The sequence below is a fragment of the Streptomyces sp. NPDC048606 genome (assembly GCF_040650855.1).
Taxonomy (GTDB): domain Bacteria; phylum Actinomycetota; class Actinomycetes; order Streptomycetales; family Streptomycetaceae; genus Streptomyces.
This window is the reverse complement of record NZ_JBEZIB010000036.1, coordinates 55,193-78,304: the sequence shown is the minus strand read 5'-3', so window position 1 is coordinate 78,304 and position 23,112 is coordinate 55,193. Positions and strand designations below refer to the sequence as shown.

The 23,112-nt window shown below is 74.1% G+C and carries 24 protein-coding genes; 20 read left to right on the top strand and 4 right to left on the bottom strand.

Annotation, left to right across the window (positions count from 1 at the left end; translation table 11 throughout):
• Positions 1-334 precede the first annotated feature (334 nt).
• The 14 genes from AB0D01_RS31540 (at position 335) to AB0D01_RS31475 (ending at position 13,650) form a co-directional block, all read left to right on the top strand.
• Positions 335-1,396: a hypothetical protein gene (locus AB0D01_RS31540; RefSeq protein ID WP_363061259.1), complete on the top strand. Its 1,062-nt coding sequence runs from the start codon at positions 335-337 to the stop codon at positions 1,394-1,396.
• Positions 1,393-1,992: a hypothetical protein gene (locus AB0D01_RS31535; protein WP_363061257.1), complete on the top strand. Its 600-nt coding sequence runs from the start codon at positions 1,393-1,395 to the stop codon at positions 1,990-1,992. Before AB0D01_RS31540 ends, AB0D01_RS31535 begins: the two co-directional genes overlap by 4 nt.
• Positions 1,982-3,058, top strand: a complete 1,077-nt coding sequence (locus tag AB0D01_RS31530; RefSeq protein WP_363061255.1) for an ABC transporter ATP-binding protein — start codon at positions 1,982-1,984, stop codon at positions 3,056-3,058. The genes AB0D01_RS31535 and AB0D01_RS31530 overlap by 11 nt, the downstream gene beginning before the upstream one ends.
• On the top strand, positions 3,051-3,833 hold the full coding sequence (locus tag AB0D01_RS31525; protein WP_363061253.1) for an ABC transporter permease: 783 nt from the start codon (positions 3,051-3,053) through the stop codon (positions 3,831-3,833). Before AB0D01_RS31530 ends, AB0D01_RS31525 begins: the two co-directional genes overlap by 8 nt.
• An 88-nt stretch (positions 3,834-3,921) precedes the next feature.
• Positions 3,922-4,578, top strand: a complete 657-nt coding sequence (locus AB0D01_RS31520) for an HAD family hydrolase (RefSeq protein ID WP_363061251.1) — start codon at positions 3,922-3,924, stop codon at positions 4,576-4,578.
• 112 nt (positions 4,579-4,690) lie between these two features.
• Positions 4,691-5,920: an acyl-CoA dehydrogenase family protein gene (locus tag AB0D01_RS31515; protein ID WP_363061249.1), complete on the top strand. Its 1,230-nt coding sequence runs from the start codon at positions 4,691-4,693 to the stop codon at positions 5,918-5,920.
• A gap of 36 nt (positions 5,921-5,956) precedes the next feature.
• Positions 5,957-6,400, top strand: coding sequence for an SRPBCC family protein (locus AB0D01_RS31510; protein WP_363061247.1), 444 nt, complete (start codon positions 5,957-5,959; stop codon positions 6,398-6,400).
• The gene (locus AB0D01_RS31505) at positions 6,397-7,410 is read left to right on the top strand and encodes an SDR family oxidoreductase (protein WP_363061246.1); all 1,014 of its coding nucleotides are present in this window, start codon (positions 6,397-6,399) and stop codon (positions 7,408-7,410) included. The genes AB0D01_RS31510 and AB0D01_RS31505 overlap by 4 nt, the downstream gene beginning before the upstream one ends.
• Positions 7,411-7,493: 83 nt before the next feature.
• Positions 7,494-8,561: an inositol-3-phosphate synthase gene (locus tag AB0D01_RS31500; RefSeq protein ID WP_363061244.1), complete on the top strand. Its 1,068-nt coding sequence runs from the start codon at positions 7,494-7,496 to the stop codon at positions 8,559-8,561.
• 34 nt (positions 8,562-8,595) lie between these two features.
• Entirely contained in the window at positions 8,596-9,786 is a 1,191-nt protein-coding gene (locus AB0D01_RS31495) for a methionine adenosyltransferase (RefSeq protein ID WP_363061242.1), read from the top strand.
• Positions 9,787-9,797: 11 nt separating this feature from the next.
• On the top strand, positions 9,798-10,811 hold the full coding sequence (locus tag AB0D01_RS31490) for a hypothetical protein (RefSeq protein ID WP_363061240.1): 1,014 nt from the start codon (positions 9,798-9,800) through the stop codon (positions 10,809-10,811).
• Entirely contained in the window at positions 10,808-11,596 is a 789-nt protein-coding gene (locus tag AB0D01_RS31485) for an SDR family oxidoreductase (protein WP_363061238.1), read from the top strand. Before AB0D01_RS31490 ends, AB0D01_RS31485 begins: the two co-directional genes overlap by 4 nt.
• A 4-nt stretch (positions 11,597-11,600) precedes the next feature.
• Positions 11,601-12,410, top strand: a complete 810-nt coding sequence (locus AB0D01_RS31480) for a histidinol-phosphatase (protein WP_363061236.1) — start codon at positions 11,601-11,603, stop codon at positions 12,408-12,410.
• Positions 12,411-12,507: 97 nt separating this feature from the next.
• A complete protein-coding gene (locus AB0D01_RS31475; protein ID WP_363061234.1) occupies positions 12,508-13,650 on the top strand; it encodes a hypothetical protein in 1,143 nt (380 codons plus the stop codon).
• Between the two features lie 72 nt (positions 13,651-13,722).
• Here the strand turns inward: AB0D01_RS31475 and AB0D01_RS31470 are convergent, their stop codons facing one another.
• Together AB0D01_RS31470 and AB0D01_RS31465 are read right to left on the bottom strand one after the other, a co-directional pair.
• Entirely contained in the window at positions 13,723-14,712 is a 990-nt protein-coding gene (locus AB0D01_RS31470) for a phosphotransferase (RefSeq protein WP_363061232.1), read from the bottom strand.
• Entirely contained in the window at positions 14,709-15,290 is a 582-nt protein-coding gene (locus AB0D01_RS31465) for a hypothetical protein (RefSeq protein ID WP_363061230.1), read from the bottom strand. Before AB0D01_RS31465 ends, AB0D01_RS31470 begins: the two co-directional genes overlap by 4 nt.
• A gap of 248 nt (positions 15,291-15,538) precedes the next feature.
• Here AB0D01_RS31465 and AB0D01_RS31460 point away from each other — a divergent pair, with 248 nt between their 5' ends.
• The 5 genes from AB0D01_RS31460 to AB0D01_RS31440 all read left to right on the top strand — a co-directional run bounded on the left by AB0D01_RS31460 (position 15,539) and on the right by AB0D01_RS31440 (position 21,214).
• Positions 15,539-16,300, top strand: coding sequence for an SDR family NAD(P)-dependent oxidoreductase (locus AB0D01_RS31460; protein ID WP_363061228.1), 762 nt, complete (start codon positions 15,539-15,541; stop codon positions 16,298-16,300).
• A 66-nt stretch (positions 16,301-16,366) separates the two neighbouring features.
• Positions 16,367-17,455: a hypothetical protein gene (locus AB0D01_RS31455; RefSeq protein WP_363061226.1), complete on the top strand. Its 1,089-nt coding sequence runs from the start codon at positions 16,367-16,369 to the stop codon at positions 17,453-17,455.
• Between the two features lie 67 nt (positions 17,456-17,522).
• On the top strand, positions 17,523-18,623 hold the full coding sequence (locus AB0D01_RS31450; RefSeq protein WP_363061224.1) for a hypothetical protein: 1,101 nt from the start codon (positions 17,523-17,525) through the stop codon (positions 18,621-18,623).
• A 94-nt stretch (positions 18,624-18,717) separates the two neighbouring features.
• Positions 18,718-20,460: an asparagine synthase (glutamine-hydrolyzing) gene (gene asnB / locus AB0D01_RS31445; protein ID WP_363061222.1), complete on the top strand. Its 1,743-nt coding sequence runs from the start codon at positions 18,718-18,720 to the stop codon at positions 20,458-20,460.
• Positions 20,461-20,584: 124 nt separating this feature from the next.
• A complete protein-coding gene (locus tag AB0D01_RS31440) occupies positions 20,585-21,214 on the top strand; it encodes a histidine phosphatase family protein (protein ID WP_363061220.1) in 630 nt (209 codons plus the stop codon).
• 44 nt (positions 21,215-21,258) lie between these two features.
• Here the strand turns inward: AB0D01_RS31440 and AB0D01_RS31435 are convergent, their stop codons facing one another.
• Positions 21,259-21,552: a VOC family protein gene (locus AB0D01_RS31435; RefSeq protein ID WP_363061218.1), complete on the bottom strand. Its 294-nt coding sequence runs from the start codon at positions 21,550-21,552 to the stop codon at positions 21,259-21,261.
• A 133-nt stretch (positions 21,553-21,685) separates the two neighbouring features.
• Positions 21,686-22,051 (bottom strand): transglycosylase family protein, encoded by a 366-nt coding sequence (locus AB0D01_RS31430; RefSeq protein WP_363061216.1) that lies wholly within the window; start codon positions 22,049-22,051, stop codon positions 21,686-21,688.
• Between the two features lie 436 nt (positions 22,052-22,487).
• On the opposite strand from AB0D01_RS31430, the gene AB0D01_RS31425 reads away from it, so the two are divergent.
• Positions 22,488-23,096, top strand: a complete 609-nt coding sequence (locus tag AB0D01_RS31425; RefSeq protein ID WP_363061214.1) for a response regulator transcription factor — start codon at positions 22,488-22,490, stop codon at positions 23,094-23,096.
• The last annotated feature ends 16 nt before the right edge of the window (positions 23,097-23,112 follow it).

The window sequence follows — 23,112 nt, the reverse complement described above, 5'->3', positions numbered from 1 at the left end:
CGGATTCCGAACGGACCGCCGGACCGACTCCGGACGCAATCCGAATGCGTTCCCCCGCGGATTCACGACGGATCCCCGAAGAACTCCCACGGATTTCCGCAGGGTCCCGGACGGATCCGGAGAGGAATTCCACACCAGGCTCCGAGCGGAGATCCGAACGGATTCCGGACGGATTCCGGGCGGGGTTCCGTCGAATATCCGAACGGAGATCCCGATGGTTTCCGAGGGGATCACCGTGGATTCCGCCGGCCTGACCCCCGAATTCCTCCGGCGAAGCCTCCGGAGCCGTTCCCCGCGCAGCCTCCAGCCGTATCGGAAAGGTGCACCGACCGTCATGGAGACCACCACGACACGTGCCGAAGCGTTCCCCGACCACGGAATCCTCGCTCGCCGTCTGGACGCCTTCCTGGCGGAGCGCGGCATCACCCTGGACGCGGTCCGCCGGGAGGTGGACCAGGGCGTGGGCCGGCCGGTGCTCGCCGTCGCCGCCGGATCGGTGCTCGCCGGCTTCGGCAACCACCGCAGCGACCTCGACCTGCTCGTCCTCGTGGAGAGCGACCGACTCACCCGCTTCCCCATCCAGTCCCACGAGCACGGCACCCTGATGGACGTCAACATCCGCACGGCGAGCGCCGTCCGGGACACCACGGCCGCGCTGCGCACCGACGACTGGCCCCGGTTCGCGACGGTCGACGAGCCGGGCTGGAACCACCGGCGCCGCGCCATCAACACCGCCAACCGGCTCGCCCTCGGACTGCCGCTGCTCGCCGGCCCGCCCTGGGACGCCTGGCACGAGTCCCTGCGCCGCCCGTGGCTGACCCGCGTGGTGGAGCAGTGGTGGACGGTCGAGGCGCACCGGCTCGCCCAGGCCGCCCGCTGGCTGCTCGGCGCCCGGCCGCCGGCGGCGGCGGCCCGCGCCCGGGAGGCGGTGGTCGCCGCGCTCAACGCGCGCGCCGCGGCGGGCGGGGAGAGCTACTTCGCCGCCAAGTGGGTGGGGGAGAAGCTCAAGGCGCTGGACGACACCGAGGGACTGGCCGTCCTGCGGGACGCGCTGGCGCCGCCGCTCGACCCCCGGGAGCGGGTGCCGCACTGCCTGGCCCTCGTCGACCGGCTGACGGGCGGACCCGGCGGATCCCCCGGGTCCGCGCCCCTGCACGCGGTGTTGCGCTGGTCCACCGGCGTCGCCACCACCGTGCTGGAGGACCGTACGGTCGTCGACCGGTGGCAGTTGCGCGCCCTGGAGGTGCACCGCCCCGACCTGCCGCCCGCCGGCGGCGGCGCGATCGTCTGGTCCGGCCCCCTGGGCTCCGCGCTCCCGGACGACCTGGCCCCGCTGTTCGTCGGAGACATGGTGTGGTTGGGCGTGGCCCGACCCGATCCGGAGGTGCCCGCGTGACGTCACCCACCACCGTCCCCGCCGCCGAGGCCCCACCCGCCGATCCGACCGAGACCGCCGACCTGCGCCGGCTCCTCGCCTTCCGCGCCCACGGCGCGGCCCGCCTGCTGCTCGGCTGCCGCGCCCGCCTGGAGGACGTGGAGGGCGCCACCCGCGCCGGCCAGACCGAGGCCGCCGTCCTCATGGCGTACGAACTCGTCCAGCTCTCGCTGTCCGTACGGGGCCTGCGCACCCAGGGCGAACTGAGCTACGGCCGCGACGAGGCCGCCTGCGACCCCTTCGCGGGCGTGCCCGCGGCGGAGGTCGAGGCCGGGCTGGCCCTCGTGGCGGAGGGCACGGACGCCGTGGACGCCACGGCCGCGGCGGACGCCGGCGACGCGCGGGGCGGCGTACGCGGCGAGGCGTGGCTGGAGCGGCTGCGCGCGCACCTGCGCGACACCGAGGCCCTCCTCGGGTACCGCGAGCCGCTGCCCGACGTGCGCTCCGGCACCGGCCTGATGAAGGGGTTCAAACTGGCCCGGACCTGGCAACCGCACCTGGCCCGCGTGGGCCTGCCCGACCTGCTCCCGGACGCCTGGTCACAGCGTGTCGACTGACCCCCGCGTCCCCGGCGCCCCCGACCTCCACCCCGGCGGCGGGACCCCGTACGGAGGGACCCCGTACGGCGGTCCGCCGCCCGCGCTGACCCTGCGCGGCGTCGGCAAGAGCCACGGCGCCGTGCGGGCCCTGGACGACGTGACGCTGGACATCGCCGAAGGCGAGGTCGTCGGCCTGCTCGGGCACAACGGAGCCGGCAAGACCACGCTGATGTCCCTGGTCGCCGGGCTGCTGCGCCCCGACGCGGGGGAGATCGAGATAGGGGGCATTCCGTCGGCCCGCGACCCGCGCCGGGCCCGTCGCGCGCTCGGCCTGGCCCCCCAGGAACTGGGCGTCTACCCGCCCCTGACCGTCCGACAGAACCTGCGCTTCTTCGCGGAGCTGGCCGGACTGCGCCGCCGCGAGGCGACGCGGAGGATCGAGGAGGTCGCCGAGCCCCTCGGCCTGACGGCCCTGCTCGAACGCCGCGTCGCCCGGCTCTCCGGAGGCGAACAGCGGCGCGTCCACACCGCCATGGCCCTGCTCCACCGGCCCCGACTGCTCCTGCTCGACGAGCCGACCGCGGGAGTCGACGTGGAGACCCGGGCCCGCCTGATCGCGTACGTCCGGGAACTGGCCGCGAAGGGCACGGCGGTCTGCTACTCCACGCACTACCTCGGTGAGGTCGAGGACCTCGACGCGAGCGTGGCGGTGCTCGAACGCGGCCGACTGCTGGCGCGCGGCACCATCGCCGAACTCGTCCGCGCGCACGGCGACGGCGCGGTCGAAATCACCTTCTCCGGCGCCCCGCCCCCCTTGCGCCTGCCCTGGGAGACGACCCGCGACGGCGCCCTCCTGCGCGTCCACGCTCCCGAGCCGCACCTGGCCGCGCCCGAGGTGCTCGCCGCCCTCGGGGACGGGGCCCGGCTGCTCGTCAACCTGCGGGTGGTGCGACCCAGCCTGGAGAGCGTCTTCCTGCGCCTGACGGGTCCGGGACGGACCGCCGACCCCGGCGCGGCGGGTCCGGACGGCGCGGGTCCGGACGGCGCGGGCGCGGAGCGGGTGGAGGCGGGTCGGCATGGGTGACGGAACACCGGGTCGCATCGCGGCCCTCGTCCGCCAGGACCTGCGCCTGCTCGTGCGCGACCCCGCGCCCCTGGTCGTCCGTACGGTCATGCCCCTCCTGATCATGGGGTTCATGCAGCCGCTGTTCCGCACGGCGCTGCGGGCCGACGACGTGCCCGACGCCACGGGCGCCGAGCAGGGGGTGCCCGGCATGGCGGTGATGTTCCTCTTCTTCCTCGTCACCGTCGTGGGCTTCGCCATGTTCAGGGAGCACGGCTGGAACACCTGGGACCGGCTCCGCGCGGGGCCCGCCCGGCCGTTCGAACTGATCGCGGGCCGGATCGTGGTGCCCCTCGCGGTCGCGGTCGCGCAGCTCGCGGTGGTCTTCGCCGCCGGTGGCCTGCTGTTCGGACTGCGGGTGCGCGGCTCCTGGCCCGCCCTGGTGGTGGTGGGGGTGCCCCTCGCACTGTGCGTCGTGCTCGTCGGCATGGCGCTGGTGGCGCTCTGCCGCACGATCGCCCAGCTCAGCGTCTTCGCGAACCTCATCGCGCTGCTCTTCGCCGGTCTCGGCGGAGCGCTGACCCCGCTCTCCGCACTGCCGGGATGGGCGCACCCGCTGGCCCCGGCGGTGCCGAGCTACTGGGCGATGCGCGGCTTCAACACCGTCATCCTCGACGGCGGCGGGGTCGGCGCCGTGCTGGTCCCGGCCGGGGTGCTGTGCGCGTTCGCGGCCGGTCTGGCCGGCGTGACGCTGCTCTTCTTCCGCGTCCACCACCGCAAGCTCTCGTGGTCCTGAGCGGATCCGCCGCCCGCGCCCGCGCCCGCCCTTCCCCTTCCGCTGCCCACTGCCCGCAGCCCGCCGTACGACGTCCGAGAGGGGCGCCATGCCCGCCGTCGTGGTCTTCGACTGCTTCGACACCGTCGTCCTGTCCGGCCCCCTCCCGGGCCCCGAGCGGTTCGCCGCCTGCTTGGCCGATGTCCTCGCACTCGACGCGCGGCGCGCCGGCGAGGTCGTGCACACGGTCTTCACCGCCGTGCTCACCGCGATGGCGGACCCGTACGCCCTCCAACCGGCCACCCTCGGCCTGCTGGAGGAGGCGCTGCGGGACGGGGGCGAGCGGCGGTCGCGCGCCGATCTGGAGGAGGCCCTGTGGCAGGCCCTCGGGTGCGCGGACCACGACCGGTACGTGCTGTGCGAGCCGGTCGCGGACGCGATGCGGCGGGTCGCCGCGGCCGGACACACCGTGCGGCTCCTGTCCAACTGCTACCTGCCCGGCACCCTCATGCGCAGGTTGCTGCGACGGCTGGCGGTGCCCGAGGTCTACGACCGGGCCCTGTTCACGGCCGACGGCGGGCCGAAGAAGCCGGATCCGCGGGCCTTCCGGCTCATCGGGGACGGGCCCTTCGAGCGGCGCGTCATGGTCGGGGACTCCTGGGAACTGGACATCGGGCCCGCCCGCGCCCTCGGTTGGGACACCGTGCGGGTGGACCCGGCGGCCCCCGACCCGGCGGAACTCGCCGCGCTGTGGGCTCCCCGATGATTCGTGTTCCGCACAGGGAAACACCCGCTGATGCCGGCCCCGGGCCGCGCCTATGTTCATCCCGTACCGCCCGACGATCCCCTGCCCGACCCCGAGCGTGGGAAGGAGAGGCATGACGAAGGCCGCCGCGGACGCGACGCGAGGGACCGACCACGACGAGGCCCCGCACCTGGCCCTCCTGAACGCCGGCTGGAGCACGCTCTGGACACCGGCGCAGGCACCGGCACCGGCCGGCGGGGGCGCCCCCGGACCGGACCACCCCGCCGGACCCGAGCCCGCCGGACCCGAGCCCGCCGGACCCGACCGCATCCGCGCCCTCACCGCGAGCGGCTACGCGGCCCTGCCCGTGCCCCGCGAGTTCGGCGGCGCCGGCGCCACCCTGCTCGAAGTGGCCTCCGCCCAGAGGGCGTTGGGCATGGTCGATCCCTCCGCCGCGATCGCCCTCAACATGCACGCCTTCACCGTGGGCCTGATGGCCGACTACTGGCGGCGCCGGCGGGACTCCAGCTGGATGCTGCTCGAAGGGATCGCCCGGACGGGAGCCCTCGTCGCCTCGGCCTTCGCCGAGCCGGGCGGCAGCCCCAACTTCATGAGCAGCCGCTCCGAGGCGGTCCCCACCGCCAAGGGCTACCGCGTCTCGGGCGTGAAGTTCCCCTGCTCCCTGGCGACCACCGCCACCCTGGTCTGCCTGACGGCCCGGGTGAGCGGGACCGACGACACGATCCTCGCCCTGTGCCCCCGCTCCTCGCCCGGCCTCACGGTCGAGGGGGAGTGGGACTCCCTCGGCATGAACCGCTCCGACACGGCCCGGCTCGTCCTGCGGGACGTGGAACTCGACGACCGGCTCGTCTTCCACCGGGGCCCCGCCGACGTCATCGACGAGAACGTGATCTCCGGGATGACCTGGTTCTCCGTCCTGCTCGGCGCGACCTACCACGGGGTGCTGAGCGCGCTGCTGGACCTGGCCCACCGGCAGGTGACCGGGGCCGGCGCGTACGGCCCCAGGACCGCCCTGCTCGGCCGCGCCACCCGGGAACTGCTGACCCTCGGCGGGGCCTGCCGGCAACTCGCCGCGGACACCGCCTCCGGCGCGCTGACCGGGCGGGTGGCCCTGGCCGCCGCCGTGGGACTGCGGGCCTCCCTCAGCGACACCCGCGACCGGGTCCTGGCCGCCGTCACCCCCGTCATCGGCGGCCGGCTCTACGGGCGCGGTCAGCCGGCCGCCGCCCTCCTCGTCGACTCGCTCGCCGTCCACCACCACCCCCCGTCGCTCCTGACCTGCGACGAGGTGGTCGGCGCCTTCTGTACGGGACGTGAGATCAGCTTCGACCCGGCCGGCTGAGCCGACCGCCCCCCTGCCCGAAGGAGACCCGCAGCCATGCCGCACGTCGAGGTCACACTCCCCATCAAGGCCCCGGCGGCCGACGCCTGGCGCGCCGTCACACGCCTGGAGGACTACGCCGCGTACATGGAGAACGTCGAGTCCGTCACCGTGCTCGGCGCGTCCGACACCGGCACCCGGACCAGCGCCTGGTCGGTCCTGCTGAAGGGCTCGGTCCTCGAATGGGTGGAGGAGGACGACCTGGACGAGGCGAACCGCGTCATGTCCTTCACCCAGGTCTCCGGCGACCTCGACGAGTTCACCGGGTACTGGCGCGTCGACGACCGCGGAGCCGCCGGCTCCGTGGTCGTCTTCTCCGTCGACTTCGAGATCGGCATCCCCTTGCTGGCCGACATGTTGAACCCCGTCGCCGCCAAGGCCCTGCGGGAGAACTCCGAACACATGCTCCGGGCCATCGAGCGGCGGATCACGGTGTCGTGACCGCTCCCGTACGCATCCTCGTGACGGGCGCCACCGGCGCCGTGGGCGGCGCGGTCATGCGCGCGCTGGAGGCGGCGGGCCACCGTCCGCACGGCGTGAGCCGCCGCGGCCCGGTCGGCCCCCGGCAGCACACCTGGCGGGCCGGCCGGCAGGAGCCGCCGCCCGCGCTGCGCCGCGCCTGGGACGTGGTGGTGCACTGCGCCGCCGACACCCGCTGGAACCTCCCCGAGGAACAGGCCGAGCAGGCCAACGTGGCCCCGCTGCGGGCGGCGCTGCGCCTGGCGGAGCCGCGGACCCACTTCATCCACCTCTCCTCCTCCTACGTCACGGGCCTCGCCGGTGGCATCGACTCCGCCTCCCCGACGGCGTACCGCAACTCCTACGAATGGTCCAAGGCGGCGACGGAACGCCTGGTCCACGCCGAACGCGACAGCGCCGACATCGTGCGCTTCCCCGTGGTCATGGGGGCGCGCGCCGACGGACTCCTGGACCGCTACAGCGGCTTCTTCTGGTTGCCCTCCTCCCTGTGCAGCGGCGCCGTCCCGGCGATGGTGGCCGAGGAGAAGGCGCTGCTGGACATCGTCAGCACCGACGACGTCGCCGCGCACGTCACGCGCCTCGTCGCCGGCGGACCGCCGACGGGCAGACGGCTGTCGATCCTGGGGCGGGGCGACGGGGCCCAGCCGGTGACCGGGGTGTTCGAAACGGTCCGCGCCGCCCTCAACTCCTGGCGCGCCGAGCACGGCGTGCCGCCGCTGGACCGGCTGCCGTCCATGACGCCCGAGCAGTGGAACCGCTTCTACCTGCCCTTCGCCGAAGAGCACCTGGACCGGGCGCAGTTGCTGCGCGTGACCGCGTTCCGCGCCTACCAGGGGTACCTGTCGGTCACCGAACCGTTCGACGTCACCCACCGGGTGCCCGACACCGTCCAGGTGCTGCACCGTTCGATACGCCGCTGGGCCGAGACCCACGAGAACCTCGCGCGCCGGGTCCCCCGGGCGTGGCGCTGAGCCGCCGCTTCCCGTTCGTCCCGTCCGTCGCGTCCCGTCCGCCGCTTCCCGTTCGTCGTTCGTGCAGAGAGGACCAACCCGCCATGAGGAACATACGCGTCGCACTCGCCGGCGTCGGGAACTGCGCATGGAGTTTCGCCCAGTTCGTCGCCCTGGCCCAGGCCGACCCCGACGCCCGGCTGCCGGGGCTGATGTGCCACACCCTGGGCGGCTACCGCCTCGCCGACGTGACGATCGTCGCCGCCTTCGACGTGGACGAGGCGAAGGTCGGCCGGCCCCTCGCGCAGGCCTTCACCGCTCCCGCCATCTCCGCGACCGCCTTCACCCCGCTCGGCTCCGACGGGGAGGCCCCCGTCCTGCCGGCCCCGCTCCTCGACGGGCTCCTCGGGCCGTTGGGCGCCGTGGTGCGCCCGGCGGAGGCCGTACGGGACGCCACCCACGAGGACGTCGCCAAGGCCCTGATCGACCACGAGGTCGACGTCCTGGTCATCGCGCTGCCCACGGGTGCCTCGCGGGCGATCCGCATGTTCGCGCACGCCGCGCTCGCGGCCGGCACGGCCGTCGTGAACTGCACCCCGGAGGAACTCGCCCGCGACCCCGACGTCCGCCGCGGGTTCGCCGAGGCCGAAGTGGTCCTCCTCGGCGACGACCTGCGCAGCCACCTCGGGGCCACCTGCCTGCACACCGCCCTCATCGAACTGCTCCTCAGCCGCGGACTGGAGCTGGAGAGCACCTACCAGCTCAACGTCGGCGGCAACACGGACTTCCTGAACCTCGCCGACGCCGGCCGCTCGGCGTCCAAGTTCACCTCGAAGGCCAACGCGCTGCGCGCGGCCGGCATGACCGACGTCGACGGCGTGGCCGGCCCCACCGGGTTCATCGGACACCTCGCCGACACGAAACTGTGCTTCGCCAACGTCACCGCCCGCTCCGTGCTCGGCTCCGAGGTGCGCATCGACGTCAAACTCACCGTGGAGGACAGCCCCAACGCCGCGGGGGTCATCGCCAACGCCGTGCGCGCGGCCAAGACCGCCGGCGACCGCGGCCTGTCCGGCACGGTCGACGGACCCTCCCCCCTGCTGTTCAAGAGCCCCCCGAACGGGCTGCCCGAATCCGAGGCCAGGACCGCGTTCCTGGACTTCGCCCGCTGATCGTCCCCGGTCACCGAAGAGAGAGAAACGGTCAATGCTGTCGACGCAAAGGGACTTCCGCTCGGTCGAGGACCTGCCCTACGAACTGGTCGAGCGCAAGGGAACGGGACACCCGGACACCATGTGCGACGCCATCGCCGAGCGGTTGTCCCGCTACTACTCCCTGCACTGCCTCAAGGAGTTCGGCGGGGTCGCCCACCACTGGTTCGACAAGGTGACCCTCTACGGAGGAGGCGCGGACACCGACTACGGGCGCGGCGAACTCACCTCCCCGTACCGGGTGATGGTCTTCGGGAAGGCCGCCTTCCGGGTCGGGGCCGTCGAGATACCCGTGCACGACCTCGCCTTCCGCGCGGCGGCCGACGTCATGGCCGAGGTCACCACCGGCTTCGACCCGGCCCGCCACCTCGTCGTCGAGATCGGCGTCGTGGACCACCAGGGATCGGGCCGCGGCCGCTCGCGCTACCAACCAGCCTCCCCGGCGGACCTGGTCCCCCTGCGGTCGGGCGGGCTGGTCTCCAACGACACGAACCTGCTGCACGGCTACGCCCCGCTCTCCCGCCTGGAGAACGTGGTCCTCGGACTGGAACGCCTCGTCAACGGGGCCTCCTTCAAGGAACGGCACGCGGATTCCGGCTGGGACGTCAAGGTGTTCGGCAGCAGGCGCGACGACGCGTTCAGCCTCGTCGTCAACATGCCCTTCCTCGCCGCCCACATCGACTCGATGGACCACTACCTGGCGCGCAAGGCCGTCGTCCTCGCCGAACTGGAGGCGTACGTCGAGGCGCAGGGCATCCGCGACTCCCGGCTCCTGATGAACGCCACCGACCGCAACGGCCGCCCCTACCTCACCGCGCTCGGATCCGTGGCCGACACCGGCGACGTGGGCGTCGTCGGCCGGGGCAACCGGGTCAACGGACTCATCACCCCCATGCGCCCGATGAGCATCGAGGCGCCCGCGGGGAAGAACCCCCTCGACCACACCGGGAAGATCTACAACGTCATGGCCACGCGGCTGGCCCGACAGGTCCACGAGGAGTTCGGCGGTCCCGCGCAGGTGCACATCTTCACCTCCAAGGAGGCCCCGCTGGAGCGTCCGGACGAGGTCGTCGTCACCACCCCCGACGCCGAGGAGGACGCCCTGCGGGCCCTGGTGGAGGCCACCGTCGCGAGCTCCGCCGACCTGACCGTCGAACTGATCGAGACGGGCATCACCCTGTGGTGACCGGAACCGGGGTGAGCGCGAGGGGCACGCGGTCCCTCATCGCCCGTACGCGCGCCACCGGACTGCGCACCGACACCGGGCCCCCCGCCGCCGCCGCTCCCGCGACCGGCAGCCACTTCGTGGTCCTGCTCAAGCCGGAGGTCATGACCCCGGCCGCCGCCCCCGACGCGACCGAGGCGGCGTTGCGCGTGCTCCACGAGGGCGGGGTGGGCGTCCGCCGGGCGGCCGTCGTCCCCGCCGCCGAGTTCGCCGGACGCGGCTACCTGCTCCTGCACTACCCGCGCCTGCACCGGGTCGCCGCGGACGGGGTCGAGGCGCTCGCCTCCGGCGCCCGCCGGGAACTGGCCGCCCTGGCCGAGAGCTCGGGGGCCGGCGAGGTCCTCGGGGCGTACGAGGCGATGACCCGGGGCGCCGGCCTGACGCCGAAGGCGCTGGACGCGCGGTGCCGGGCCGCGGGCATCCACAAGCTGGGCTCGGGCTCGTACGCCTCCGTCACCGAGCTGGACGGGGGCCCCGCGATCGTCCTCAACGGCTTCCTGCCGGCCCTCGCCGAGGGCTACGCCACCGGGGCCACCGCGCTCGTCGGGCTCCTCGAATGCCACAGCCCGCGCGAGATCGAGGCGCTGCGCGGCGAACTCCTGGGCGCGCTCCACCCGGCCGACGCCGCGCCCGCCTCGCTCCGCGGCGCCCTGGGCGCCCTCGCCCGGGAGCGGGGCATCGCGCTCTCCGAGGGACGCAACGCCGTCCACCTGTCGGCGGGCCACCTCGAAGGCATGTTCCAGACCTGGCGGTACTTCCACGCCACCGACGGGCGGGGCGTCGAGAGCACCGGCTTCGGCCGGACCCTGGTCGAGCGGCGGGTGCCGCTGCCGGCCGTCGCCGCGCTGGCCGCCGACCACAACCTCACCGAGGACGGCGTACGGACGCTCTCCCCGCACGGGGACACCGAGGGGCTGCGCCGCGACGAGGCGCTGGGCCGCGTGGCGCGCTGGGCCCGCGGCGGGAAGGGGCTGGTGACGACATGAGCACGCTCGCACGCGGACTCGCGGGGCGCACCGCGGTGGTGACCGGAGGCGCCCAGGGCATCGGCGCCGCCGTCACCGAGCGGCTGTGCGCCGAGGGGTGCCGGGTCCTGGTCCTCGACAAGAGCGCCGAACACGGCCGGGCGGCGGTGAAGCGGTGGCGCGAGGACGGCCACGCGGTGAGCCTCGTCGTGGGCGACGTGGTGGACGAGCGGACGGTACGGGCCGCCTTCGCCGAGGTGCCCGCCGGCTGGGACCCGCCGACGCTGCTCGTCAACCTCGCCGCCGGCTTCGTCTTCAAGGGCCTCGACGCCGCCCCCGAGGACTGGCGCGCCGCACTGGACCCCACCCTGATCGGGCTGTCCCTGGTCACCCGGGAGTTCGTCGCCCACCTGCCGCCGGACCCGGTCGGCGCGGCGATCGTGAACATGGCCTCCATCTCGGCGCACATCGCGCAGAGCGGCTACCTGACCTACAACACCGGCAAGGCGGCGGTGCTGGGGTTCACCCGGTGCGCGGCCCAGGAACTGGCCCCGAGGGGCGTCCGGGTGAACTCGGTGAGCCCCGGGACGGTGTGGAACGCCAACAACGAGCGCTACCACCGCGAGGTGCTCGGGCTCGACCGGGCCACCGCGGAGGCCGACCCCGAACACGGCGGGAGGTTCCTCCTCGGCCGCTTCGCCGACCCGGCCGAGATCGCGGCGCCGATCGCGTTCCTGCTGTCCGCGGAGGCGGGATTCATCACCGGGACCGACCTCCCGGTCGACGGCGGATACCTGGCGGTGTGAATCCATGATCGATCTGCACACCCACCACCGGCGCTGCGGCCACGCCACCGGCTCCCTGAGGGACTACGTCACGGCGGCCCTGGACCGCGGGGTCAGGGTCCTCGGGCTCTCCGACCACACGCCGATGTTCGCGGAGGAGGAGGACCACGCGCTGCCGCGGGTGGCGATGCCCAAGTCGCAGTTCCCCTCCTACATCGCCGAGGCCCTCGCCCTCAAGGAGGAGTTCGCGGGCAGCATCGAGATCCTCGTCTCCACCGAGGCCGACTTCTTCCAGGGCCGGATGGACGCGTACACGCGGGAGCTGAGCCGCTACCCCCTCGACTACGTCATCGGATCGGTCCACATGTTCGAGGGCCGGGACATCTTCGACCGCACCCGTTGGGCGGACGTCCGCGAGGACGAGCTCCCCGCCGTCAAGGCGCGCTACTTCCGCACCGTCGCCGCCTGTGCCCGCTCCCGGCTGTTCCACGTCATGGGGCACGTGGACGCGCTGAAGGGCAACTTCCCGGCCCTGGGCGCGGTCCCCGCACCCGCGGCGGCGGACGAGATGCTGCGGGCGATCCGCGACGCGGGCGCCGTGATGGAGATCAACACCTCCGGCGGCACGAAGATGTGCGGAGGCTGGTACCCGGAGTTCGACCTCCTCGAACGGGCGCACCACTTCGGGGTCCCGATCACCTTCGGATCGGACGCGCACGTCCCCGAGCGCGTGGCCGACCAGTACCCGGAGGTGGTGAAGACGCTCGGGGACATCGGGTTCCGGACGTGGACCGTCTTCCGCCGGGGCGCCGCCGTGACCCGCCCGCTCCTTTGACGCCCCGCCCCGCCATTCGCCACCCGCCACCCGCCACCCGCCCCTTCGCCCCGCTCCCGCCCTCACGTCCCGCCGCCCCTCCTCCCGTGGAGTCCGCATGCTCGTCAGCGACCTCGTAGCCCGTGACCCGGCCGGCGCCACCACCCGGTACCTGAGCGTCCGGGACCAGGCCCTGAAGATCGTCACCACCTCGCCCGAGGCCGACGGCCTCGTCTCGGAGACCTTCCACCCGCCCGGGATGCTCGGCGTCACCGAGACCGGACCGGGGGCGGAACCCGACCTCACCATCGTCGACCTGCCCCGGGAGCCCGCCGAGGTCGCCGAACTGATCCGACGCTCCGCCGACACCTGCGTACGCGGCGACTACGAGCTGACGCGCCACTACCGGCAACCGCGCTTCGACGGCGACACCCACACCGTCTTCGTGCTCCGGGACGCCAACTCCGACGAGGAGGCCGCCCTGATCCGCACCGAGGGCCGCGCGACCCTCGTACGCCCCCGCTCGGGCCTGGGCGACCGCTGGCTCACCCGCATCATCCGGGACGTCTCCACCAGGATCGCCAAGGCGCGGGGCTCCCTCGTCCTGCACTCCTCGGCCTTCGTCCACGACGAGGGCGCCTACCTGGTCATCGGCGACTCCGGCGCCGGGAAGTCGACGACCTCCATCGCCCTGGCCCGCCTGCTGCCCTCCTCCGGCTGGATGGGCAACGACCGCATGCACCTCGACCGCAACGGCCAGGGGTACGGGGTCACGGCCTGCCCGCTGCCGCTGGCCGTCAACAAGGGCACCCTCGATGTCCTCGGGGTCACCGACTTCGCCTCCTGGCCCGTACGGGCCGGCCTCCCCGCGGCGGACTCGGACTGGGACCGCTTCCACGGCGAGGACAAGCTCAAGCTGAGCTCGCGCGAGGTCGCCCACCACCTCGGCGTCCGCGTCGTGCCGCACGCGCCGCTCGCCGGAGTGATCCTGCCCCGGGTGGACCGGGAGGCGGGCTACTCCTTCGGCCCCGCGGACCCCGCCCACACCGCCGACGTCGTCACCCGCAACTGCTTCTCCCTCGACGACAACCTCTACGGCGAGGACTGGCTGGAGGTACCCGTCCGCCACACCGCCGCACCCCCGTCGCTCGACGCCTTCCTGGAGCACCTCACGAAGCTCCCCGTCCTGCGCTGCTCCGTGGGCAGCGCGGCCGACGTGGCGAGCCTGGCGGCCGACTTCGCCGACCGGGTCCGCAGGTGAGACCGGGCCGGGAGCGACCGGGCCGGAGCCCGAGCCGGTTGTGCGGCCGGGCCCCCGGCCCGGTCGCACTCCCTACGGCGCGCCCCGCCCCGCCGCGAGGTCCGCCGCGGCCCCGGCGACCACCTCCAGGTTCCGCCGGAACCGCGTCCAAAAACGCAGCACCCAGCCCAGGTACCAGGTGACCGTGTCCGCCGCGTCCGCCCCGCCCCGCCCGAGCAGGGTCACGTGGCCGTGCCGGGGCAGGAACCACAGGGCGCCGAGCCGGGCCAGGTCGCACGCGCTCGCGTACGGCACGCCCAGCCGCTCGTGCAGCCCCCCGAGGAAGCGGACCACCGCGCGCCGGTCCAGGGCGAAGTCGCCCCGCGCGAGCCGGCAGGACAGCCACAGCGCCTTGCCCGCGTCGGCCGGCCGCCGGGAGAAGCCGGTCTCGTCCCAGTCGATCACCGTCAGGGCCCGGCCGCCGTCGGAGATCAGGTTCCGGCCGTGCAGGTCGCCGTGGTGCACCGACACCGCCTCCTCGCGCGTCAACCGCCGCGCAGCGGCGATCAGTTCGGCGAGGTGCGCGTCCACGGCGCGCCCCAGCGCACGCCACTCGCCGGTCAGCAGCCTCCCCGCGAGGGCCCGCTCCGCCCGCGCGTCCGCCAGCCACGGGGAGGCGTAGTCCCCGATCAGCTCCTCGTCGACCGCCACCCCCCGCCCGCGCGCCACCAGCTCCGCCAGGACGCCCACGACCGCGCCGATGTGGCGCCGCGCGTCGTCCGAGGGCGCCCCCGGGGCGAACGGGCGCACCACGACGAGGCGCGGTCGCGGCCCCGGAGCCCATCCCAGGTCCAGCACCGGCGGGTACCACGGCGTGGTGCGCAGGGCGCGGTCCACGCGCAGGATCCGGCGGGACTCGGCGGGGGACGAGCGCTCCTCGCAGTGCACCTTCACCGCGTACGGCGTCCCGGCGTGCGTCACCCGCCAGGAGGCGTTGAGGCCCCGACCGTCGAGGCGCTCGGCCCCGCCCGCCCGTACGAGCCCCACGGCCCGCCCGACGGTGAGCCGCGCGGCCCCGGTCACGGTCGGCGCCCGCCGCCCACCGGGCCGCCCGGCGTCCCGTCCTCGAACCACCGCGTCACGGCGCGGACCAGCTCGTCCGAGGGCCGGGCGCCGTCCAACCGCAGCACCGGGCAGGTGAGGCCCTTCAGCCAGCGCTCGTCCTTGGACTGGCGGGCCGGCACGTCCGTGTCCTCGTAGCCCCGCGCCCAGTCCATGAAATCGTGGTGCGCCGGCTCCAGCACCCCGCCGGGGGCGATGGTGTCCCCGTAGCGGACGACCTCCCGACGCATCAACCGGTCCATCCGGACGTCCTGTTCGACGGTCAGGAACACGACCGCGTCGGCCCGCGCGATCACGCTGTCGCCCCAGCCCCGCAGCGTCCCCGACAACACCCAGGCGGCGCGCGGCACGAACAGCGCGTTCATGAGCTCCAGCCGTTGCGGTACGGGCCGTTTGTGGGTGTAGGGCGGATCGGTGGGCATCCACAGGTAGTCGTCCACGTCCGCGTGCGCCGCGGCCCACAGGGTCGCGATCGCCCGGCCGAGCGTGGTGCTGCCCGCCCCGCTCGGCCCCGTGACGAGCAGTCGGTGCGCGTGCATCCGCCGCCTCCCCTTCCTCACCCACCCCGTGATCGAGACGCACCGGCCCTGGGCCGGTCGTCAAACTCCCGCCTGCCCCGCGACGCTCCGGGCGACGACAGGAGTTCGACGACAGACCCTAGCCGGGATCCCGCCCCGAGACAGGGCCTCCCGCGCCCCGGTCACCCGGGCGAAGGACCGCCGGCCGGATCCGATCGGCGGCCGGCCGGGACCGGGACGGACCGCGTGGCGGCGGCTACCCTCGCCCCATGCCGAGTGCACTCGTCTCCGGTGTCTCCCGGGGCCTGGGGGCCCACCTCTGCCGCGCGCTCAAGGCGGCGGGGTACCGCGTACTGGGCGTGGGGCTCGCCGCCGACCCCCGCCACGACCACCTCGACGACTACCGGGCGGTCGACCTGCGCGCCCCTCTCGTCGACGACCTCTTCGCCGACGAGGACGTCGACGTCCTCGTCAACAACGCGGGCGTCTACCTGGACGACCCCCGGGGCGGCTACGGCGACCTCTTCTCCCTCACCCCCGACGACCTGCGGGACACCTTCGAGGTCAACCTGTTCGGCACCGCCCGGCTGGTCCTGAGGTACGCCCCCCGGATGCTCGAACGCGGCGCGGGCCGGATCGTCTGCGTCTCCTCCGGCATGGGACGCCTCCAGGACGCCGACGGCGCCTCCTTCGCCTACCGCTCCTCCAAACTCGCGGCCAACTCCCTGGTCCTGTCCGTGGCCCGGCACTTCACCGCGGCCCGGGCGGACCTGGCCGCGTTCTCGTACTGCCCGGGATGGATCCGCACCGACATGGGGACCCCGTCGGCCCCGCACGAACCGGGACCCGCCGCCGACGACCTGGTGCGCCTGCTGGACCTGCCGGCCGTACGCGCCAACGGCCGGTTCTTCCGGGGGCTCGACGAACTGGGCTGGGACACCCGCGGCCCCCTCGTGGCGGACCCGCCCCGACCGCAGGGCCGTTCCGCCCTGCGGAACCGCCCGGGACAGGCCCCGCCGTCCTTGCCATGATCGGTCGAACAGACCGGATCCCGGCACGGCGCGGGGCCCTCACCGGACACGGGGGCGGTAGACGCAATGACCTCGACCATCGACACCGGGCGGCGCTACACCGTCCGTTCACGCTTCGCGAGCACCGGCCTGACCTGCTCCCCGTACGTCGCCGAGCAGATCGACCGCCTCGCCCGCCCCTACCTGAGCCTGGCCCCCGGCCCCTGCGCCCCGCGATCCTGGCAGGTCGTCGCGGACGCGGATCCCCCCGCGGACGCCGCCCCGGAAGCGGTCACCGCCCAGGGCGAGGAGACCGTCCGCTACGCCGTCGACCGCCCCCGCACGACCCTCTACCACCTGGCACCCGGCGGCGACGCGTGGACGGCCCAGTCCCTGCTGCGGGCCACCCGCGCCATCCACCGCTCGGCCGCGAGCCGGCAGGGCATGCTGTTCCTGCACGCCGGACTCGTGGAGCTGGACGGGCTCGGCGTCGCCCTCGTCGGCGGCAGCCGGGCGGGCAAGACCTCCCTCATCATGGCGAGCGTCCTCGGCGGATCCGGCGTCATGGTCTGCAACGACGACGTGAGCCTCGCCGCGGACCCCGACGGCGACGGGGTGTCCGGCGCCGGCTGGCCCCGGTCCATCTCCGTCCGACTGGACACCCTGGACCTGCTGTTCGGCCCCAGGCGGGCGCGGTCGGTGCTGTCGTCCCTGACCCACCCCGCGAACCGGACGCTGCCGAGCCTGCGGGAATCGGGCATCGAGGAGCACGGCACCGCCCTCATCTACCCCTGGGAGTACGCCGACCTGCTGGGCACCGGCATAGGACGCACGGCCGGGGTGGACGCCGTCGTCCACCTGAGCCTCGCCGACGGCCCCGAGGAACGCGCCGTGGCCCCCGTCCCGCCGGCCGAACGGGCCGCCCTGCTGGAGCGGCACGTCCTGGGCCTGCCCAACAAGCACCTCAACATCTTCGGCCACGAACCGGACGCGGCCGACCTGGCCCGCACCCGGGACGCCCTGACCGCCCTGCCGACGTTCCGCTTCCGCTACGTGTTCCGCGACGTCGACCGGGAGGCGCGCCGGCTCGCCGCCCACCTCCGCGCACATCTGCCCGCGCCGCGCCGCACCGCGCTCCGCAGAGACGTCGACGACCGTACGCCGAAGCGGAGTTGAGCCCACCCGGGCACCCAGGCCGATCCCGACCGGGACGGCGCACCCAGACAGAGAGGGGCGGGCCGCCGTGCTCTCCTTCCGTACGCACCTCGCCGCGGTCACCGGCATGGACGACTTCGACGAGGAGACGGTCCTGGAGGCGATCCACCTCGCCGACGACGACATCCTGATGCTGTCCGGCTCGCTCGTCGACGGTTCGGGCACCCCCTCCTCCGACTTCGACTTCTGCGTCATCGCCCGCTCGAAGGACGACCGCTTCCACCGTGACACCTTCCCCCGCTCGCGGCACATGCGGTACTACACGAGCGGTGACCGGGTGAAGGCCAGCTTCGACTACCTGCCCCACAGCCTCCTCGGCGTCGACGTCGAGTACCGGACGCGCGACGAGGTCACGGACATGCTGGCCGCGCACGCCCGGCTCTACGCCCACCAGCGCTCCCGCGCCCGCAAGTCCTCCGCCTTCGCGCACTCGGCCGTCGACTTCCGCGTCCTGTCCCGCCTCAGCTACGGCGTCCCCCTCACGAACGCCGCCGCCTTCGAGGAACTGGCCCGCGGGGTGCGCCCCGGCGAGATCGCGTACACCGCCTTCCGTACGGCGGTGGGCAGTTACCCCGACTTCCGCGACCTCGTCGGCATGTGGGCGCAGGGCGACCACGAATCGGCCCTGATCGCGGCCCGCAAGCTGGGCGTCGACACCTTCCGCGGCCTGAGCCACGCCCACGGCAACACCAACCGCAACCCGAAGTACCTGGCCCGCTTCCTCGACCGGCTCCCGCTGGACCGGGAACTGGTCTCGCACTTCCGGAGGTTGCACGCGTACGGGGTCGGCGACGGGGCCGACGCGGGGGAGGCGGTCCTGGAGTGGCTCGACCTCATCGACCTCGCCTTCGACGGGATCCGCGCGGTGCGCGACAAGGCCGACGCGTTCGTCGGGCGCCGCGACTTCCTCGACCTGCTGAGGAACGAACTGCACGACGGCATGCGCTGGAACGCCGAGATCTCCAACGAGTACTGCTTCCGCGCCCGGGAGGCCGAGGACGGCCTCCCCCCGCTGCGCGAACTGCTGACCGCCATGACCGCGCGGAGCGCCGCCCCCCACCACCTGCCGCTGAGGGAGTGGGCGCGGGGACGCGCCGCCCCCGTCGGGGAGAACGACAAGTCCGCCTGACCGCCCGACCCGCCGGGCCCGAGCGATCCGTCCGACCCGCCCGATCCGCCCGAGGGGCCCGCCGGTCCCCGTCGACAACCTGGGGGAGACGTCCTTGTGCCGGATCTACGGCTACTTCGGATTCGATCTCGACGCACGCGCGATGGCCGCCGCGCGCGCCGCCCAACTGGCGGGCGGCCCGGACCGGCAGGAACACGTCCGGGGCGACGGCTGGGCCCTGGGCTGCAACCGCCTCGCGATCCAGGACCCGGCCCACGGCCGGCAGCCGTTCGTCGCCGCCGACGGCTCCGCGTACGCGGTGTTCAACGGCGAGATCTACAACTTCCGCGCCATCAGGCGGGAGCTCGCCGCGCACGGGGTGCGCGTCGAGGGCGACTCCGACGGCTCGGTGCTGCTGCCGTACTACGCGCTGCACGGCGACCGCTTCGTGGAGCGCCTCGAAGGCATGTACGCCATCGCCCTGGTGGACCTGCGTCACGGGCGCAGGCTGAAGCTGTGGAGCGACCCGCTGGCCGTCAAGAGCCTGTACTACGAGGCGGGCCCGCGCGGGGTCGCGTTCTCCTCCGAGCCGGGCGGCCTGGCCGCCCTGCGGACCGGCAGCCCGACGGTGGACCCGTACGCCGTCGACCGCTACATGAACTGGCAGTGCCTGCCCCCCGGCACCTCCCTGTACTCCGGTGTCGCCTCACTGCGCCCCGGCGAACACCTCGTCCACGACGGCCACCGCCCGATCGTCCGGGCCGGCGCCCCGGTCGCGGCCGCGCCGCCGCCGGACGACTCCCGCACGCCCGAGCGGCTGGGAGCCCTGCTGACCGGCGAGGTCGAGCGGATGTCGCAACAGGCCGCGCCCGTCGCCGTGCAGCTGTCCGGCGGACTGGACTCCGCCGTGCTCGCCACGCTGCTGGCCGCGCGCCGCGGCGACGTCACCGCATTCCACGTCACCCACGAGGGAGAGCACCCCTCGAACGAGGTGCACTACGCGCGCGACGCCGCCGCGCACGCCGGGATCCCCCTGGAGGTCGTCGAGATCCGTGAGGCGCGGCTGCCGGAACTGATCGCGCCCATGGTGGCGGCGCTCGGCGGCCCCAACGCCACACCGCACGCCCTGAGCGCGTACGTCCTGTTCGAGGCGATCGCCGACCGCTCCTTTCGGGTCTGCTTCGTCGGCGACGGCGCGGACGAGCAGTTCGGGGGGTACCGCCGCTACACCACCGCCCTGGCCCACGAGGGGGAGGACTGGCGGGAGCGCTACCTCGACCGGCTGTCGCTCGTCCCCCGGGAGCACTACCGGCGGCTCTACACCCCCGAGTACCGTGCGTTCCTCGACTCCGGCACGAGCAGTCGGGAACGCTCCCTGGAACTCCTGGGCCGGCCCGGCCCCTCCCGCCTGGAGCGGCTCCTGACCTACGACCGGCTGCACAAGCTGCCCGGGCTCAACCTCCGCAAACTGGACCACCTCTCCATGGCGCACGCGATCGAGGGTCGGGTGCCCTACTGCCAGCCGGCGGTCACGGACTTCGCGCGCCGCACCCCCGACGCGCTGAAGGTCGACGGGCACCGGCGCAAGTCGATCCTGTGGGAAGCCGGTCGCGCCCTCGTCCCCGCGTCGGTGCGGGTCAGGGAGAAACAGCCCTTCACCCTTCCGGTGGACGCCTTCCTGACGCCCGGTACCCGACTGTGGGAGTTCGTCACCGACGTCCTGGGCGCGCCCCGGCTGCGCGCCGGCGGGTTCCTCGACGAGGGCGCGGTACGGGGCGTGCTGGCGCGGCACGCCCGACACCGCGACCGGGCCCGGCTGCTGTGGGGGCTGACGGTCCTGGAACTGTCCCTGCCCTGAGGCGCCGACGCACCGACGCGCGGACCCGACGCGCGGTACCGTCCGACACGGCCCGAGCACGACCCCGGACCGGATACCCCGGACCGGAAGTCCCGGACCGGCAAACCGAGAGAAAGGCGCACCGGTGCGCAGCATCCACGTCGTCACCCATCCGGAGGCCAGTCACCACGTCGAGGACCTGGTCGGCGGCTGGCACGACTCCTCGCTCACCCCCGAAGGACTGCGACAGGCCGCCGCCATCGCCCGCGCCCTGCGGAGCGAGATCCCCGAGGACGCCCGGGTGGAGTTGTTCTCCTCGGACCTGAAGCGGACCCGGCGCACGGCCGAGGAGATCGGCGCCGTGTTCGGCGTGGAGCCCGCGCTCGACCGCCGGTGGCGCGAGAAGTCGTACGGGGAGGCCGAGGGCAGGCCCCAGGAGTGGCTGGACCGGCGGTTCGTGCCCCCGCCCGCCACCGGCGACCGGATGGGCCACTTCGAGGGCGTCGAGGGGTCCGAGACGCGGGCCGAGTTCGCCGGGCGGGTCTACGCGGCCGTGGACGAGATCCTGCGGAGCCCGTGCGAGTACCAGATCGTCGTGGCGCACGGATTCACCCTGACGTTCGTCGTGGCGGCCTGGATCGGGATGCCGATCGAATCCCTCGGGTACGTCAACTTCCGGGCGCCCTCGGGCAGCATCACGCACCTGCGCGAGGACGACTTCTTCCACAACCGGCAGCTGGTGCGCCTCGGCGACACCGCCCACCTCGGGGACTGACCCCCGCCGCGGATCCCGACCGACCGGCCCGTCGCGTACGGGTTTCAGGCGACGGTCAGCACGACGGTGCGTCCGTCCGGGTCGGTCAGGGTGTGCCGGCCCGGGGGCAGGGCGCCGGCGGCGTGCGGCGGCGCGGTGAGGCCGAGGCGCAAGTACCCGGTGGGCGGGCGCCTCACGGCCGGGTACAACTCCAGGACCCCGCCGTCGGCGAGCGTCGCCGCGTAGTGTTCCGGGCCCCCGCCGTGCCGCTCGGCCACGAGGTCGAGCCCGACGCCGGCGTAGAAATCGCGGCAGGCGTCGAGACGGTCGGTGTAGATCACGGCGAGGTCTATGATCACGAACTGCTCCCGGTGGCGCGGACGGACGTCCGGTCGGACGGCCGGTGACGGGGGCCCGGTGGCCGTCCCGTTCGGACCCGTCCTCTCCCCGTCCCTCTCCCGCATTCCTACCACGCGTGGTGCGGCGGTCCGTTCAGCGCCGGCGGCGGGCGCAGCTCCAGGCTCCCATGCCCTGGATCTCGGCGAGTCTTCGCGCGGTCGCGATCTGTTCCGCCTTCGTGGCGAGGTCGGCACGCGGAGCGTACTTGCGGCCTCCCGCCGCGTTCCAGCTCGACTGCGTGAACTGCAGCCCCCCGTAATGGCCGTTGCCGGTGTTCGCCCGCCAATTCCCCCCGGATTCGCACCGGGCGATGGCGTTCCAGTCGGGGTTCGGTTTGGAGTGCACCGATGCGGCGTACGCCCCGGTCACGTCCAACAGCGTGACGGTCAACAACAGTGTGAAGGCCCGTAGTCGGCCGTTCGTGCCTCGATTCGTCCGCTCCCTTCCTCGCTGCCTCATCAGTCCTCCTTCGCTGTAGGTGCGGCCTGCCACGAACAGCGGGCGGGCCCGCGTACGACCGTCCCGCGGCCGTGGCCACAGCAGAGCACGGACCGGCGCGCGGTCGGCGGCACGTGCGGTCGCTGAGGGGGCGAAGCCACCCGAACGGACGCTCTACGGGCTCCGTATGGGCCCGACGGGACCCCGAGCGAGGCCGCGCGCGGGGGAGATGTGCCCGGAACCGGCCCATCCGGATCGCCGCGCCGCGATGCGTCCGCCGCGCGGGCGGGGGAGGTTGCCGAGGTGGGGCGGCGGGTCGCGGTACGCGTGCGCGTGCGCGGGGGCGCGGGGTTCGGCCACCCGCCCCCACGCCCCCGCAGCGCGGACGTTCCGGCCGGGCGGCGGGTGGGCACCCGCTTGGTGCTGATCGATCGCCGCCCGTGTTGAGGAGAGCCCGATGACCAAAGTCCTCGTCCTGCACAGCACCGCACTCGTCAGGTCGGCACTGGCGGCCCTGCTGAGATCCGAAGGGGACTTCGACGTGACCTCCGCCGGCTGGCGAACCGCCGCCCGCCAGGCGGAGTTCTTACGACCAGACGTGGCGGTCGTCGACCTCGACTGTCCGGGGGCGTCCGCCCTGCTCACCCCCGACGGCCGGTCGGCCCGCCCCGCCCTCGAACCGCCCACCCCGCTGCTGGTGCTGGCCACCTCGCGCACGCCCGGACCCCTGCGCAAGGCCTTCCAGGCGCAGGCCCCGGGCTACGTGGACAAGGACGGCTCGCCGCGCCGACTCGTGCGGGCGATCCGCAAACTCGCGGCCGGCGAGCGGTTCGTCGACGCCTCGCTGGCCTCGGCCCTGATGGAGGCCGAACCGATGCCGCTGAGCCCGCGCGAACTGAGCGTGCTGGCCCGCGCCGCCGAGGGCGACTCGGTGGCGGAGATCGCCCGCGCCCTGCACCTGGCGAGCGGGACGGTACGCAACTACATGGCCGCCGCGACCCGCAAGACCGGCGCCCGCAACCGGATCGACGCCATCCGGATCTCCCGGCGGGCCGGCTGGGTCTGATCGGGGCGGCCCGGCG